General features: G+C 55.0%; 16 protein-coding genes and 3 pseudogenes. 9 read left to right on the forward strand and 10 right to left on the reverse strand.

Annotation, left to right across the window (positions count from 1 at the left end):
• Positions 1 to 156: 156 nt before the first annotated feature.
• The 5 genes and pseudogenes from Q4Q11_RS16295 to tnpA form a co-directional block, all read right to left on the reverse strand.
• Positions 157 to 549: a hypothetical protein gene (locus Q4Q11_RS16295; protein WP_162701405.1), complete on the reverse strand. Its 393-nt coding sequence runs from the start codon at positions 547 to 549 to the stop codon at positions 157 to 159.
• Between the two features lie 200 nt (positions 550 to 749).
• Positions 750 to 1,258, reverse strand: a pseudogene (locus Q4Q11_RS16300) (hypothetical protein); the annotation flags it as partial.
• 48 nt (positions 1,259 to 1,306) lie between these two features.
• Positions 1,307 to 2,236, reverse strand: a complete 930-nt coding sequence (locus Q4Q11_RS16305) for an MYG1 family protein (protein WP_498570133.1) — start codon at positions 2,234 to 2,236, stop codon at positions 1,307 to 1,309.
• Positions 2,237 to 2,605: 369 nt separating this feature from the next.
• Positions 2,606 to 3,649, reverse strand: coding sequence for a non-homologous end-joining DNA ligase (ligD, locus tag Q4Q11_RS16310; protein WP_498570134.1), 1,044 nt, complete (start codon positions 3,647 to 3,649; stop codon positions 2,606 to 2,608).
• A 24-nt stretch (positions 3,650 to 3,673) separates the two neighbouring features.
• Entirely contained in the window at positions 3,674 to 4,090 is a 417-nt protein-coding gene (tnpA, locus tag Q4Q11_RS16315; protein ID WP_498570135.1) for an IS66-like element accessory protein TnpA, read from the reverse strand.
• 138 nt (positions 4,091 to 4,228) lie between these two features.
• Here tnpA and Q4Q11_RS16320 point away from each other — a divergent pair, with 138 nt between their 5' ends.
• Entirely contained in the window at positions 4,229 to 4,978 is a 750-nt protein-coding gene (locus Q4Q11_RS16320; protein ID WP_498570136.1) for a hypothetical protein, read from the forward strand.
• A gap of 110 nt (positions 4,979 to 5,088) precedes the next feature.
• Here Q4Q11_RS16320 and Q4Q11_RS16325 read toward each other — a convergent pair whose 3' ends face one another.
• Both Q4Q11_RS16325 and Q4Q11_RS16330 read right to left on the reverse strand, forming a co-directional pair.
• Positions 5,089 to 6,087, reverse strand: a complete 999-nt coding sequence (locus Q4Q11_RS16325) for an SPFH domain-containing protein (protein WP_498570137.1) — start codon at positions 6,085 to 6,087, stop codon at positions 5,089 to 5,091.
• 458 nt (positions 6,088 to 6,545) lie between these two features.
• A complete protein-coding gene (locus Q4Q11_RS16330; protein WP_498570138.1) occupies positions 6,546 to 6,848 on the reverse strand; it encodes a PsiF family protein in 303 nt (100 codons plus the stop codon).
• 637 nt (positions 6,849 to 7,485) lie between these two features.
• Here Q4Q11_RS16330 and Q4Q11_RS16335 point away from each other — a divergent pair.
• Together Q4Q11_RS16335 and Q4Q11_RS16340 are read left to right on the forward strand one after the other, a co-directional pair.
• Entirely contained in the window at positions 7,486 to 7,776 is a 291-nt protein-coding gene (locus Q4Q11_RS16335; protein ID WP_498570139.1) for a DUF2934 domain-containing protein, read from the forward strand.
• Positions 7,777 to 7,860: 84 nt separating this feature from the next.
• On the forward strand, positions 7,861 to 8,247 hold the full coding sequence (locus tag Q4Q11_RS16340) for a hypothetical protein (protein ID WP_498570140.1): 387 nt from the start codon (positions 7,861 to 7,863) through the stop codon (positions 8,245 to 8,247).
• Between the two features lie 58 nt (positions 8,248 to 8,305).
• On the opposite strand, the gene Q4Q11_RS16345 is transcribed toward Q4Q11_RS16340, so the two are convergent.
• Positions 8,306 to 8,542, reverse strand: a complete 237-nt coding sequence (locus Q4Q11_RS16345; protein ID WP_498570141.1) for a hypothetical protein — start codon at positions 8,540 to 8,542, stop codon at positions 8,306 to 8,308.
• Positions 8,543 to 8,868: 326 nt separating this feature from the next.
• Here Q4Q11_RS16345 and Q4Q11_RS16350 point away from each other — a divergent pair, with 326 nt between their 5' ends.
• The 5 genes and pseudogenes from Q4Q11_RS16350 to Q4Q11_RS16370 all read left to right on the forward strand — a co-directional run bounded on the left by Q4Q11_RS16350 (position 8,869) and on the right by Q4Q11_RS16370 (position 12,311).
• A complete protein-coding gene (locus tag Q4Q11_RS16350) occupies positions 8,869 to 9,087 on the forward strand; it encodes a helix-turn-helix domain-containing protein (RefSeq protein ID WP_498570142.1) in 219 nt (72 codons plus the stop codon).
• 467 nt (positions 9,088 to 9,554) lie between these two features.
• Positions 9,555 to 9,767: a hypothetical protein gene (locus Q4Q11_RS16355; protein ID WP_498570143.1), complete on the forward strand. Its 213-nt coding sequence runs from the start codon at positions 9,555 to 9,557 to the stop codon at positions 9,765 to 9,767.
• 419 nt (positions 9,768 to 10,186) lie between these two features.
• Positions 10,187 to 10,267: pseudogene (locus tag Q4Q11_RS16360) on the forward strand (cold-shock protein); the annotation flags it as partial.
• A gap of 167 nt (positions 10,268 to 10,434) precedes the next feature.
• Complete coding sequence (locus tag Q4Q11_RS16365; RefSeq protein ID WP_498570144.1) at positions 10,435 to 11,400, forward strand: HD-GYP domain-containing protein; 966 nt, start codon at positions 10,435 to 10,437, stop codon at positions 11,398 to 11,400.
• 347 nt (positions 11,401 to 11,747) lie between these two features.
• On the forward strand, positions 11,748 to 12,311 hold the full coding sequence (locus tag Q4Q11_RS16370; RefSeq protein WP_498570145.1) for a PAS domain-containing protein: 564 nt from the start codon (positions 11,748 to 11,750) through the stop codon (positions 12,309 to 12,311).
• 291 nt (positions 12,312 to 12,602) lie between these two features.
• Here the strand turns inward: Q4Q11_RS16370 and Q4Q11_RS16375 are convergent, their stop codons facing one another.
• Positions 12,603 to 13,205: a Gfo/Idh/MocA family protein gene (locus tag Q4Q11_RS16375; protein WP_498570146.1), complete on the reverse strand. Its 603-nt coding sequence runs from the start codon at positions 13,203 to 13,205 to the stop codon at positions 12,603 to 12,605.
• Here Q4Q11_RS16375 and Q4Q11_RS16380 point away from each other — a divergent pair.
• Positions 13,192 to 13,341, forward strand: coding sequence for a hypothetical protein (locus tag Q4Q11_RS16380; protein ID WP_498570147.1), 150 nt, complete (start codon positions 13,192 to 13,194; stop codon positions 13,339 to 13,341). The two genes, Q4Q11_RS16375 and Q4Q11_RS16380, sit on opposite strands and share 14 nt — an antisense overlap.
• A 36-nt stretch (positions 13,342 to 13,377) precedes the next feature.
• Here Q4Q11_RS16380 and Q4Q11_RS16385 read toward each other — a convergent pair.
• Positions 13,378 to 13,485 (reverse strand): annotated as a pseudogene (locus Q4Q11_RS16385) (LysR family transcriptional regulator); the annotation flags it as partial.
• Positions 13,486 to 13,658 lie beyond the last annotated feature (173 nt).

A 13,658-nucleotide genomic window follows, 5' to 3' on the forward strand; every position in this document is an offset into this window, starting at 1 on the left:
AATTTAGCTTATCTGTTATTTAGCCGGTTAACTATTTTTAGCTTGGTGCAGACTTGGAAATAACCAGTATTTTCAGCCCGTTACAAATTTAACGATGGTTTAATCACGTACCAAGAAACGACAGGCTTCCTCTGACATGATGACCACGATCTACTTTTAGAATTCGCCATTGAGGACAATGTACCCGTCCCCTAGTCCCTCGACGTGCGCACGCCCACGGAATTCTGCGAATCCTTCCAGCAGTGTGATTTCTATCCTTGGTGCAACGACAATTAAGTCGCTGGACTTGATCAACTGCGCCTTAGAATATCCGTTGCTATAAAGTTCGAATGCCTCAGGTGTTTTAAAGAAAAAGCCGCCCTGCTTCAGTATGCTCCCCTTTGAAAAAGGCGGAAAGAAACCATCGCGAAAACTCTGTATGACTCGGTAGCCTGCCGGTGGTTGCATAGGTGGATGATCTTCGCCCGCCTGTGCTTTGCATACTTCTGCATTCCCTACCAGGGCTCCACAAAGAGCCCCCGCAACAAAAGACCTACGATTGGGTTTCATTTACGGCTCCCTCGCCACTGCGTCCTCAAGCATGATACTGGTGCATGAACAGCCAATGCCGCGGATATCCGGGTCTTTGCACACAGGGTCAGAACAAGATCAGTGCGAAATCGTACGTTTATCAGAGAAAGTGATGCTCAGGACCGATATTAATCCCCAAACCCGCGTCCGAAATAGCATTTCACCCTAAAATATCCTTTTCAGCACAGGCGGCAAACAACGGAAAACATGCACGAATTCGGCGTACGATTTCGCACTGATCTTGTTCTGCCCCATAAGGGCACGAACATGTCTCGGGGGACAACCGGATTCGCCTTGTCGCGCGAATCCGGACTGCCGGGGTTTCATGGGCAAACCCCTCACCGCGACCGGTCGGTAGCCTGAACATCTCATCGCGGTCGGCAAGACCGGACAGATCGGACGTCAGATCGAAGAGCTGCTGAGCAACGAGATGGAAGACGTCGCCTTCCCGCTGGATGCGGCTATTGATCACCATCATGCTGGATCCGAGTACGATACGCCGGCGGCGTTCGAATAAGGTTGGCCAAGACGACCACGTTGGCCAGCCCGGTTTCATCCTCGACGGTCAGGAACATGGCACCCTTGGCCGAGCCCGGCTTCTGGCCCACGAGCACGAGGCCTGCGTCATCAGCCAGCGACCGTCCGGGGCGGACATCACCTCGTCGCAGGTGACGATGTTGCGGGCGGTGTGAGCCCGCTCTTAAACTCGCGGGCAAGCTCGGCCTCGATCCAATACTCAACCGGCTCCTTTTTCCGCGTCTTCCACTGCCAACCTGGCGAGAGCCAGCGCGGCATCTCGCGTCTTGGCGGCCGCGATAAAACGGCCGTTGTGGCAGAAGCTGGCGCCGTCGACGCCGGTGGCCACTTCGAGGTCGAGACCGCTCAACCCGGCCCAAGCAGCCGGAAGGTCGGCGCGCAATTCGAACCCCTGCTCCGCGCGGCGAATTCCGCCCAAGCACCAGTCGGTCTCACGCGGATGGACCACGAACAAGAGATGATCAGCGCCTGCTTTCACAATTGCCGACCGAAATGGCATACCCATCGGCAATTCGAGAACACGGCTCTCGCCTGCAAGCGCGATCGCCTGCAGGACTAACGCTTCAGCGCGCAATTTCGCATGGATTGCTGTAATTTTCGCTTCGACGAAACTGCGGGCGATTGCAATCGCGGCATGGAATGCCCGATCGGTCGCCTCCGGATCGCCATCATCGAAGACCGGCTTCAATGTTTCGAGCAACGACGGCAAGGTCAATCCGCCCAGCAGGCCGACACTATCCGGGCTGAGCGCGCCGTTGTCGACAAGATCAATCGGTAAGACGAAGCTGGCATCGAAAGCAGCATGCACGGTATCGACAACGGCGCGCGGAACAGAGAGGGCTGTCAGGTAGTCGCGACCGAAATGTTGCCAAATCAACCCGAATGAACTGAAGGGCTGACCATCGACGCGCCGTGGTGCGGCGCGCTGGTGATGATCGAAGATCCCGGTAGTTGCATCATAGGCGCCGCCGACATCGTAGACGATGCGATCGGCGCCAGGCGTAATCCATTCCGGCGCCCTGCTACGAACCAACCGCGCGTCAGGGAAAAGCCGTATGAGAACAACGCTGGACAACACTTCGTCGGCATGAAAGCCGCCGGAATGGGTGACGAGGAAACTTGGAGCCATAATACGGCCGGGACCTTACTGTTTGCGAGTTGCACGGACCGTGCAAATAACCAAATTTGTTTGTCATCTCAACTTACCACCCCCAAAGTGGATTATCCGGCTGTTGAACTTTGTGGAAATGCTGGCATTGAGTGCCGCCTCGGCCCGCCGCGTTCAGCAGATAGGCATCGTATTCATTGGCGAACGGCCTACACTCGTCATCTTCCCAACGTTGTCCCGATTTCAACAAACCTATTAGATCCCACAGAGACCAACCAATATCGCGTAGCCGGGAGAGTTTTATTTTTGGCGGCGCTTGGAACGGAGCCATTTCCTATCTTCCTTGACCATTTATCACGCGGCTAGGGCTGTACCAATCATAACGATACCTCATTGCGGCAGACGATAGACCTCGGCATTGTCCTGCCGCTCCCGGAGGCCTTTATACGAAGCATGCCGGAGTTTGCCGTCATCGGTCCAGGCACGATATTCGATCTCGGCTATCAGTGTCGGCTGGACCCAGACGACGCCACGCTGTTTCAGCGCGATCGGCGCCCGCGAAGTCTTGAGCTTGTCTAGATCCCTGCGAAGCCTGATTGCATCGCGTTCATTGAAACCCGTCCCCACATTGCCGACGTAAACGAGATCGTCACCTCTATAGGCAGCGAGAAACAAATTGCGGATACCACCGTGTGCGACAGCGGAAGGTTCATAGCCGACGATAAAAAAGCTATCGCTCTGGACGCATTTCACCTTGATCCAATCGCCCGTACGGCCGGAGCGATAAGGCCGGACACAGTTCTTGGCGATGATACCCTCAAGTCCGTGCGCGCATGCGGCGGCCAGCAAGTCGTCGCCATCGGCTTCGACCGCCTCGGATAGCTTTATGACGCCTGCGTGGTCGGCCAAAAGGCCATCCATGATCTGCCGACGCTCCGCGAGATCCAGCCTTGTCAGGTCGTGTCCATCGAAATAAAGGAGATCAAAGGCGTAGAAGATCGCCTCGTCCGCCCGGCGGTGCTCGCCCCTTCCCCCAAGAGCACGCTGAAGGGCGCCAAAGCTCGACTTTCCCTTCTCATCCAGGACGACCGCCTCTCCGTCGAGGATCATCGTCGTGCCGAACTCCGCAGCCTCGTTGGCGATTGTCGGAAAGCGATCAGTCCAATCGTGCCCTCCCCTCGTGAGGATCCGAACGCGTCCGGGTTCAACGTGGATAGCAAGCCGGTAGCCGTCCCATTTTTTCTCATAGAGCCACTGCGACCCTTTGGGGACGTTGGACGTCAGAAGCGCTAGCGCCGGCTCGATCCGCTCCGGCATGGGATCGAGCGGCAATTGCGGCTGATCTGGATCACGAGGTTTGCGCGCCCGGCTTCGCAGCGGCATTTCCGAGGTGGCGAGAAGTGGCTTTGATGACTTACGCGGGGACTTCGTCATGGAAAACAGTGCAACAGAGAAAGCTTAATGAGTCGAGTCTTTCCTCATCCCGACAATTCGCCAAGCATTCCATCCCTTTCCCTGGTCGTACCGCAGGCTAATCCCATTCGGCAGGAGCGCACTCACCCTGGATGCATGAGACTGCTTGCCCAATGGCTCGGTGTTCGCCAGTAAATCGCCGCCAGAGGCCGAGGAAATATCTGCAGCAATCCGAACCGGAACGAACCCCGAGACGAGAGGCAAAGGACGTCCTTCTTTGGCTCTCTTCACCCATTTCCGAACAAGATTAGCATTGACGCCGTGCTCCAGAGCTAGACGCGAGACCGAAACGCCGGGTTCCAGGCAAGCCGCGACAAGCCAATCTCTCCACGCAGGGTCATATCGACGACGGCCGTCGCGACCAACAAGCCGCACTTGCAGTTGAGGAGCATCTTCATCCATGATTTGGTGTCCACCTATTTTTGGTGGAAACTTCATGCATCATAGCACCGCGCTTCAGAAGGCGCACAGAAATTCGCGCTTACGGCAAAACAGTCGAGACAGTCGGATGACATTCAAAACCTCTCCGTTCAATAGCCCATGATCTTTGCTCCAATTTTTTCTCTATTGGGCCTTTTTGTTCTCTTCGCTCTGCCGTTCTTTGGCATTGTGAGCACGATTGTCCTCATAGGCGGCGCCGTGGTGAGATTGATTGCCGGCAGTAGAGGTCGCCTACTCTCCCACAAGGCGCGGGCATGGCTGTGGGCGTTCGGGGCACTCACACTTGCGCTGGACCTGTGGACCGGCATTCTGATCTATGACGCTATCGGCATCAGTTACGAAGTACATCAGCAAACGTTGAACCGAGCGGCGCGGCAGGACTTCGTATTGGAACGTGACTTTCAATATGGCGAACTATGGATTCCAGCCGGAAGCCAAATCCAGCGGTACGACCCCTTTGATAACGGCGAGAAAGACCTGCCACTTGCGTTGCGTGGCCTGCGCGCGGTCCATTTCCCTCACCCGGTACAGGTTGCGGGTGTCAGCGCCATTGCGATGGAGGTTTCTTCAACCAGGCTTGAGCTGGCGACGGATCAAACCATTGGTCCACTGTTTACATACAACGCAAAGGGGGAATTGACTCGCGACAGCCAGCTTGCTGCCCTTGCATGCAAGCAAGGACAGCTCGCTCGTTTCGATGCGCCTTTAATTCCCTACGATGTCGTCGCTGAATTTGCCAAGCCGGAGCCTGACGGCCCCGCGGCGCGGTTCAAGCCAAGCCAGTGGCAGTTCCTCGGTTGCGCAGATGATGGTCCGATCGGCCTGCCGCACATCCCGCATCACGACTGAATTGAGCGCCGTTCTGATGCCAGAAGCAACCCAGGCCAATACCCGAAAACGCGTCGTTGTGGATCACGGTCGGCGAGGGCTCGCACCATTGCAGAGCTGCGCGCTTTCTCCTATTCCTGTCCGGCTACCGGTACGGTGGAATTCCGCCGTGGGTCAAGATTGAGCATGGGCACCGAGGCGTTCGGCAGCATGGTAGTCGGTAATTGTCCATTCCATTTTTCCGCCTGAGTGAGGAAGATTAGGTTGGGGTTGTCGCGCAATGCATCGCCACGAGCTTTGATCGCTTTTGCCTCTGCATCCCCACGAAGTTGGATCGCTTGTGCATCGGCTTCCGCCTGCAATCGCACGGCGTCGGCCTGTGCCTCCGCATCAGCCCGGCGGGCATCAGCGGCGGCTTGGGCCTGCGTAACGGTGATCTGCGCCTGCACCTTTTCCCGCTCGGCGTTCTGCCTCAATTTCTGCACCTCCACCTCGGCCAGCATGCGCTGCTCTATGCTGTTCACATAAGCGTCAGAGAAGTCGATATTCTCGACCTGGACACTGTCGACCTGTATTGGTCCTTGAATGTCAGCCTCGATCGCCGATTGAACATCAGCATTGAACTGCGCCCGGTTCTGAATGACTGAGGCGGCGGTGAATTTGCCGAACACCGTTTTCACATCCTGCGGTGCGCGGCGTGAAACGAGTCGAGATTCCAGATTGGTGAGTGAGCCGAATTCGGAATAAACCTTCTCGACCGCCTCGGGTGGAACGTGCCAGGAGATCGTCACTCGCATGTTGGCCGGCTGCTGGTCCTGCGAATAGGCCTGCATCTGTTGATGCTCGTCGCTCTGACAGGTCGCGCCGTTCTGACATGTCCAATAGGTCACCTGCTGGGTGACGGGAATTTTCACAACAGTCTCGATCCATGGCAGCTTGAAATGTAGGCCCGGCTCGGCCGTGCCAACCATGGCGCCGGTGCGAAGGACAACGCCACGCTCGCCCTGGTCGATCGTGTACCATGAACCGAAGATGATTGTCGCAGCAACAACGACAGCGACAATACCCAAAAGAGCCGTCATCCAGCCCTTGTACGTCATGGACGCTACGTCAATTTCTCGGTTCGCCATCGGTTTTCTCACCTTCTCTTCGATGGCGGAGACATAGATGAGTCGCCGCGAAAATGCACCGGTGTTGAGTTGCGCGAGATTTTGATTCGCATTTTCATTTTGCGCTGACCCAGCTTGGAAAAACCAACCATATGAAACGATTGATCATTGTAAGTTTTTGCTGGATCTTGGTCAAACGCAAAGCCGGGCTAAATCATTACGGAAATCAACAAATCTATTATTGCAGTGGGGCAGGAATTATCCAGCACCTTGTCGATCGATCGAGAGCGTTTCGACCTTTTGTTCCTGATCGTCGCCCATGTTTGATGTTGGTTTTGTTCGACTTTGAACACGCCGAACATCTGCTGGAAGGACTTGAATACTGTGGTGACATGAAGGGCGGAGATATTCTCCACCCTTCATTTGTTTATCGTAACACCCGTATACTCATGCAATTTAACAGTTCGGGTCCAAGGCGTTCAGCTCTTCTTCATGGCAGCAGTCTTGCACTGATCACGGAACTTCTTGCGTTCCTTGCCATGCAGACCTTTGGCGTCAGCGTCAGCCGAACATTTCTTAGAAATAGCCTGCTTTTGCGTGTCGGCAGCAGCCGGCTTTGCGGCCGTGGTAGTGGTTGCTGCCTTTGCTGTGTCGGCGGTTGCTGCAGCAGCAGGCTTGGCAGTGGTATTTGTGCCTGTGGTAGTAGCGGCTGAAGATGCTGCAAAGGCCGAGCCGGAGAATGCGAGCATGCCGGCAAGAGCGAGAGCATAGGTGATTTTCATGTGTTGCCTCCGAAAGTTAGGGGGTGTCTTAAGGACGCATGTACTTGTGCATGCTGCATCTGAACCAGATATGAATGTTCGAAAAGAGGGGTTACGCTGTGCGACTGAGCTTTTTCTCCTTGAAACGACCATCGGCAACAGCGACTCGGAGCTGCAGAACCCGATGAGCCCCAATTGGTGCTCAACGCATCTGACGCCTCTTGTTCATCGGGCATTGACAGGGCTGTTGCCAGCACGTTCGGCCAGCGAGCAGAATCTTGGGCTCCTCTCTATTCCCTACGTGCTACCGATGAGCGTCCGGAGCCGATCGGCCATTTCATCGGGGTGTTGAGTTCCGCGAGATTTTGACCCTGATTGCCATTTTGCGCTAACCCGCACGGCACATGCAGTGCCTTGAAAACATTGATAGTTTAAATTTTCGGTTGGAGCATAGCCAAAGGCAAAACTGGATTAAATTGTCACGGAAATCAACAGGCAACGGCACATGCGGACCCGTGAACCGGCAATCGGCCTTGGATTATCGGCCGCTGCAGCACATCGGCGGCAAACAGGAACCATTGTTTGCAGAGAGAGTTTAACTCATTCGATGTGACCAGTTCACGGCCCGGCATCAGTGGTAAGGCCGGAGGAGAAGACGATGAACGAGGATTGCGATAGCGAGGTACGCCGCCGCGCCTATGTGATATGGCAGGCGGAAGGCGAGCCGCAGGGAGAAGAGTTGCGGCATTGGTTCCAAGCTTCCGGTGAGGAAAAGGACAGGAACACGAACACCAAAGAGTCGGATTCTAAAAGCCCGGAGGGCGGTCCGGATGCCGCGGCTACCGACAGCGACCCGAATGCCGCCATCAAGAAGGAGCGTGCCAAGGAGCGGGAAGGCGAACAGCCGCCCGAACCAAAGGGTGGCGCTCCGCGGCAAGCTGCCGGATAATCAGCCCGATCAGCGACTGAAGGTCCACGCGTTCGCCGGCTTCAAGGCCTTTCGTGCACCTATAGAAAAGCAGGAGATTGACTGATGACTTCCACTGTCAAAGAGCCCGCCCGAAACCTTACCGCTTTCTTCGACCGGCATTCCGATGCGGAGCAGGCGATCGATGAGCTGATCGACGCCGGCATATCAAACGATGCACTGAACATAACTCCCGGAAACGAGAGCGATCGACAGGGGGAAGGGCATCTCGACCTCCTGGATATATTGTCACGATCCTTCTACTTCTCTGACGAAGAGCGGGAATTGTACGCCGAAGGTCTGCGACGCGGCGGCTATCTCCTGACGGTCCGCGAGACCAGCCAGGAACAACATGACAAAGCCCTGAAGATCCTTTCAGAAAACGGCAGCATCGATCTCGATCAGCGGGCCGAGGATTGGCGTAAGGAAGGCTGGATCGGCAACACCGGCTAAGCCATCTTTTGCGAAGTCCGCTCCGCCAATCCTCGAAAAGCCTGGTGTTCGATCCTCGTCAACGGTCAAGCAAAAGCCGCTCGAGTTTGCCATTGGGACTCCCCAACAACAAATCCTTGAACAAGGCAGAGACGATCCGGGGCCGCACACCTGCCCTCTCATCGATCAGCACCACCGAGAGCTTTTTGATCTCGATGGTGATAGTGCGCCCATCGTTGCTGCGACGATACTTCCAGGAGCCAAGCAGATTGAACCCGTTCTGTATCGCCCATTCAGCAATCATCTGCGCCATCATGACGTATCCCGATGCGGAGATGACGACGGCTAGTTCGCGCGCTCAAATCACTCCGCTACTGAATGCATAGCTGGAATGAAGGAAAGAGATCCAGCCCGAAATTGGTTGCGCCGCGGATTGCCCGAGCGCTGTTGCAAGTGAGACTCACAGAGATCAAGTACCCATTTGGTCGCATTGGCCTCGCGAGGCCGCGGGCGTTATTTCCGGTTCGTTCAAGATCGCCATTCATAGTTCTATAATACGTGGTTTTATGAACTGTCAAATGTTGTGTTTCCGCCATGGATGCACGGCAGCGAGTGGCACTGAATCTCAGGCGAATACGGGTTATGCGGGGGATCTCGCAAGACAACCTCGCGCTTGAGGCCAATGTCGAGCGCGCCTACGTCGGCTATCTCGAGCGCGGCAACAAGAACCCGACTGTCACCACCCTTGAGAAGATTGCCGAAGCGCTGGCTTGCGATATTTCGGAGTTCTTCGTTCCGGTGGCCGATGATGTCGTCACGGTGAAGCCGCTGAAGAGTGGACGGAAGCCTTCGCGGGCTTAACGCCAAACAGCGTTGCACAGGAACCCGGGATAAATTGCGTGCCTAGCTTCTAAAATTTGGCGGCTGCGGCTGACATTATCAATCGAATTCTTGCGAGAATCTGCGCAGAGGTTCGCCAATACAGCCACCCCCGCATCCATGATTCCGGCAAGCTTACACCGGCCGGAAAGATCCCCACTCCCTCGGTTCTGGATTCGTGTCAGCATCCAACCAGCCACGGCCCGGCCCCATACTTGCGGCACCTTCGGCCTAACGGACCTGCGCTCTCAACTCAAAATTCACAACCTATAGAAGGGAATACCAACTCGGCGAAGCACCGCTACGCGCTGAGTTTACCAATCGGCATTACGAATAAAAAAAGGAACTTTGAATTTAAAAAAATGCTGCGACACCCGTTGCCTACCCACGCTGCCACCATATCTTGGCTAGAACTGCGCATCTCTGTCGTCATGGAGGAGGACGTTATCATGCCAGGCAAAGAGTGGGTAATTGGTCGGGCAGACGAATCAAAACGACAATGCCGCGAGCAACTCCTGCAGAAGATCGATGAAGCTGTCCAGCAGCTTCTACAAGCAGGATGGGAATCCTACAACATCGCGGAAACGCTGGTTGAAGTCGCTGACGACTATCTAAATACTCTCACGGGTGCCATCGGGATGGATTCACCCTCAACATTATAGCATTAATCTGGCATCCACGGCCTCAGGCCCCAAGAAGTCTTTACAGAATTTGGAATTCGAACCTTTGATGGCAGCGAAATTGACATCGTTTAGGCGTTGTCTGAGCGAATGTCTGCAATCTATAAGTGCAAGCAATAGACAAGTGTTCGCCTGTGCCGAGATGAGATTCGCCAAGGGACAACGGTCATTTTATGGATCAGCTTCGAATGCAAATCCGGGTCCAAGCGTGATGAAGCTAGACAATTTGTGAATTTGCGCAACGTACTGTTGCCAGAAGGTTGCTCTGTTCTAGCGCTAGCCGAACGTCAACGCGTAAGGTAGCCTTCTCAAAAGCACCTCTCAGCTGCCGCGATCAAGTGGGTGGTCAACGAAAACGCGGTGTTGATCAGCGACATAGAGCAAGCGGCAGCTCCCCGGCCAAGGGCACAAAAGTGTCCTATGATCTCGGTCAGGATCGCCGGACCGGAAAGCCGAAGGCGGAAAACGTCAACATTCTCTAGGTAGTCAGCCGAAAGCCCGTCGAGGGCTTCTTTCCCTCGAATTCGTTTGAGGCGGATCCTTTTGTTGCCAAAGTATTAGGTATGCGCATCGGCTTCGCTTCAAAAAGAAGGAAACTATAATATAACCGTATCGTGATACCGTAGGAGCGCGCGTAACGGAACATCAGATGCGAAAGAGAATTCGGCTTGGCCAGGTGCGCATTGGAATGTTCGTGGAGGAGTTGGAGGTTTCGTCATCTCAGTCCTCGGTAGCGGGCCGCCGGTTCTTGATTTCATCTCAAGCCGATGTCGCGCGGCTGATGGGCATCCATGTGTTGAGTCTTGTCATCGATACCGAGAAGGGTCGAGATTTAGACGCGGATGATTCATCGCCAAACGTTTTTGATCGTTCGTCTTTTGAAGCTGAATTGGCGTCCAAGTTTACAGTCGAACAGATTAGCCGCGCACGCAATACCATAGATGAGACGCGACCGAACATCAGCAATCTGCATGCACAGGCGCGCGTTCAACAAACCTTTCATTTGGACGTCGCGAACGAGACGGTCGAAAAGGTGATGGCAGATGCCATGACCAATGCCAACGCATTGATAAGCATGGCGAAGCTCAAGGACAAGGACGAAGCCACCTTCCTTCATTCCCTATCCGTCAGCGCGTTAATGGTCACGTTCGGCCGCAACCTCAAAATGGACGAAGAGACCATACGCTTCTTAGGCTTGGGCGGTCTCGTTCATGATCTCGGCAAGACGGCCCTGTCTGTTGATCTTCTGCGCAAACCCGGTCAGCTGACGGCTGAAGAATTTGCACTTATCAGAACGCACCCCCAGCATGGCTACGAAATGGCCGCGCAGATTACCGACATGCCCAAGGCCATTCTCGATATCTGCCTTTATCATCACGAGAAATTTGACGGCTCCGGCTATCCGAAGCAGTTAGCAGGACGCAGCATACCTTTAGTTGCGCGGATTGCGGCGATCTGCGACGTCTACGACGCGCTGACGACCGTACGTCCTTACAAGCGGTCGATGTCTCAGGCAGAGGCTATCGACATGATGCTTCGTTCGCAGGGGCATTTCGACCCGGAGCTTTTGAAGATCTTCGTATCGAAGATGGTAATCGGCGGCGTCATCTACTAGCTCACGCTAGCACTCCGGCGGGAAGAGTGGCAAAAATTGAAGAACGTCAACCGCTCTCTGTCCGTCCTTGCCGGGTAATCCTCGAACGATCTTGCTCAGAGCTTTAATCTTTCTTGCGATCTTTGCATTTCAACACTGCTTCCAACGACAAAGTTTCGTACGCCGCCGTACAATCGGTATCATCCTTCAACCAAGATGATAGCTTTTGACCGATCCGGCAGGATCCGCCGCTTGTGACAAAGGACCAAGGAGGGGCGCTCTTCTATTGTTGCGATTATTTCCAAATTCGATCACATTGCGTTCCGGTCCCGTGGCCTTCGAACAAATGAGAAAAAACCTCTCTGAATATGATGTCTCATTGCTCTCCTGAAAGCGATAAGAGCGGAGTTGTGCATCCAGTCGATGAGCATAGTTCGCCGGGGTTTCCTCCCAGCCTATCTCACCGCCCCTGGAGCGGTGGATCCAGCATCGATAGCGTCGAAAATCCGAAGGCCTGGCTTGCGGCGATTGTCGAGAGTTCCAGCGATGCCATTCTGAGTAAAATGCTTGATGGTACAATTACGAGCTGGAACGCGAGTGCGGAACGCATCTTCGGCTTTTCGGCGGCTGAAGCGATCGGGCAGTCTATTCTCATTCTGATTCCCGAGGATCGGATACAGGAAGAGGATGCCATTCTTGAGAGAATCCGCCATGGCGAGCGGATTGACGATTTCGAGACGGTACGAAAGCGCAAGGATGGCAGCCTTGTCGAGGTTTCTGTCACGATCTCGCCCGTTCGTGGAAAAAGAGGCAAAATTCTCGGCGCATCGAAGATCGTCAGAGATATTTCGGAACGTCGTCGCCTCGAATATCGTCAAAAGCTCCTGCTCCGGGAAATGAACCACCGGATGTTGATTTCCGTGATGATTTAATCCGCTTTTGCGTTTGGCCAAGGTCCAGCAAGAACTTAGAATAATAAATTATTTCAAATGGTTGAATTTTCCAAGCCGGATCAGCGCAAAATGAAAATGCGGTTCAAAATCTCGCGCAACTCAACAGTCAAGCCTCAAGCAGTCGACATGCTTTTCGTCGCTATCTCTCCCCGCGTTCTCAGCTTGAACATGATGACCTTGAGATGACCACCTGGGTGCTCGATGTCGAGCACGCAACTCACAGTTTCGGCGAGACGTTGTCGCTGTCGGAGCAAGTCGAGAGTATGGAGCTCACAAATCGAGCTCTCTGCGCAGCGTCTCCAGCCGCTCCATCGCGATCACACCGTCCGCGATGCTCGGCGCCGGAGTTGATGCACCGGCGAGTGCAGGAACGACGTCGGCCAGCAGTGAGTGGTAGCCCTTCGGGTCCTCGTTGGCCGCTGCCGTAAAATTCGGCTTCCACGTCAGCGTGTCGCTATCGTCATTGAGCGTCGCGCCCGGGTCGTCGATCTTGAACGGGGGATTGCGGTGCCATTTGATCTCGATCACGTCGTCGACCTCGATGCGCTGGTGATCGCTCATCAGCTCGATACGCTCCACCGGCGTTCCGCGGGACTGAATGGTTCCCATCGCGATGTTGCCGATCGCGCCGCATTCGAATTCGAACCCGACATGGAAGAGCACGCGGCCGGGCGTCTTTTCGACCTTGCGGGCCGAAATCGTCCGAACGGGCGACACGAGGAATGAGACGAGGTCCATATAGTGAACGCAGTGGTGCAGGAAGAAGCCGGTGTAATCGACGTTTCCGGCGAAATATCCGGGCGCCGTCATGTAGTAGCCGGTCAGTCCCATCACATCGCCAAAACGGCCGGACCTGACGATGTTCGCCGCCATCCGGTTGCCGATCGAGTATCGCTTCATGAACCCCAGCAACAGCGGCTTCTTCGCCTTCTCGGAGGCGGCCAGCAGTTCGCGTGCACCTGCGGCACTTCCGGATGGCGGCTTTTCCATGAAGACGAAGGAAGGCTAGATCCAACCTCCCGCGCATGAGTGCAAGAGCAAGCTCCGGAGAGGATAGACTACACAGCGTGACTTCAGTCTCCGGCGCTTCCTCACGGATCATGCGCAACAGGTGAGGCAGCCACGTGACCTCCAGCCCAACCAGAAACCCCATAGCGAGTGTGGGCCTTTTCGGCTCTGCCGTCCGCCGGGCGCCTTCGATCGCAGCCTCGACTTGCAAAAGTGCCAGCCGAGCATGATCCAGAAAAACGTAAGCGTCCGGCGAATAGATTTTATGCCTGCTTACGGTTTTGAGCCTCGATTCGAGCCTGTTCTTTAGCCATGATG

Source organism: Rhizobium sp. UFLA01-1127 (assembly GCF_059803845.1).

Excerpts from the sequence above, each read along its gene's own strand:
- Q4Q11_RS16355 (WP_498570143.1), top strand. The coding sequence starts at position 9,555 with ATGCCAGGCAAAGAGTGGGTAATTGGTCGGGCAGACGAATCAAAACGA.
- Q4Q11_RS16370 (WP_498570145.1), top strand. The coding sequence starts at position 11,748 with ATGATGTCTCATTGCTCTCCTGAAAGCGATAAGAGCGGAGTTGTGCAT.
- ligD (WP_498570134.1), bottom strand. The coding sequence starts at position 3,649 with ATGACGAAGTCCCCGCGTAAGTCATCAAAGCCACTTCTCGCCACCTCG.
- tnpA (WP_498570135.1), bottom strand. The coding sequence starts at position 4,090 with ATGGATGAAGATGCTCCTCAACTGCAAGTGCGGCTTGTTGGTCGCGAC.
- Q4Q11_RS16350 (WP_498570142.1), top strand. The coding sequence starts at position 8,869 with ATGCGGGGGATCTCGCAAGACAACCTCGCGCTTGAGGCCAATGTCGAG.
- Q4Q11_RS16325 (WP_498570137.1), bottom strand. The coding sequence starts at position 6,087 with ATGGCGAACCGAGAAATTGACGTAGCGTCCATGACGTACAAGGGCTGG.
- Q4Q11_RS16345 (WP_498570141.1), bottom strand. The coding sequence starts at position 8,542 with ATGATGGCGCAGATGATTGCTGAATGGGCGATACAGAACGGGTTCAAT.
- Q4Q11_RS16375 (WP_498570146.1), bottom strand. The coding sequence starts at position 13,205 with ATGGCGGCGAACATCGTCAGGTCCGGCCGTTTTGGCGATGTGATGGGA.
- Q4Q11_RS16365 (WP_498570144.1), top strand. The coding sequence starts at position 10,435 with ATGCGAAAGAGAATTCGGCTTGGCCAGGTGCGCATTGGAATGTTCGTG.
- Q4Q11_RS16335 (WP_498570139.1), top strand. The coding sequence starts at position 7,486 with ATGAACGAGGATTGCGATAGCGAGGTACGCCGCCGCGCCTATGTGATA.
- Q4Q11_RS16340 (WP_498570140.1), top strand. The coding sequence starts at position 7,861 with ATGACTTCCACTGTCAAAGAGCCCGCCCGAAACCTTACCGCTTTCTTC.
- Q4Q11_RS16305 (WP_498570133.1), bottom strand. The coding sequence starts at position 2,236 with ATGGCTCCAAGTTTCCTCGTCACCCATTCCGGCGGCTTTCATGCCGAC.
- Q4Q11_RS16295 (WP_162701405.1), bottom strand. The coding sequence starts at position 549 with ATGAAACCCAATCGTAGGTCTTTTGTTGCGGGGGCTCTTTGTGGAGCC.
- Q4Q11_RS16380 (WP_498570147.1), top strand. The coding sequence starts at position 13,192 with ATGTTCGCCGCCATCCGGTTGCCGATCGAGTATCGCTTCATGAACCCC.
- Q4Q11_RS16330 (WP_498570138.1), bottom strand. The coding sequence starts at position 6,848 with ATGAAAATCACCTATGCTCTCGCTCTTGCCGGCATGCTCGCATTCTCC.
- Q4Q11_RS16320 (WP_498570136.1), top strand. The coding sequence starts at position 4,229 with ATGATCTTTGCTCCAATTTTTTCTCTATTGGGCCTTTTTGTTCTCTTC.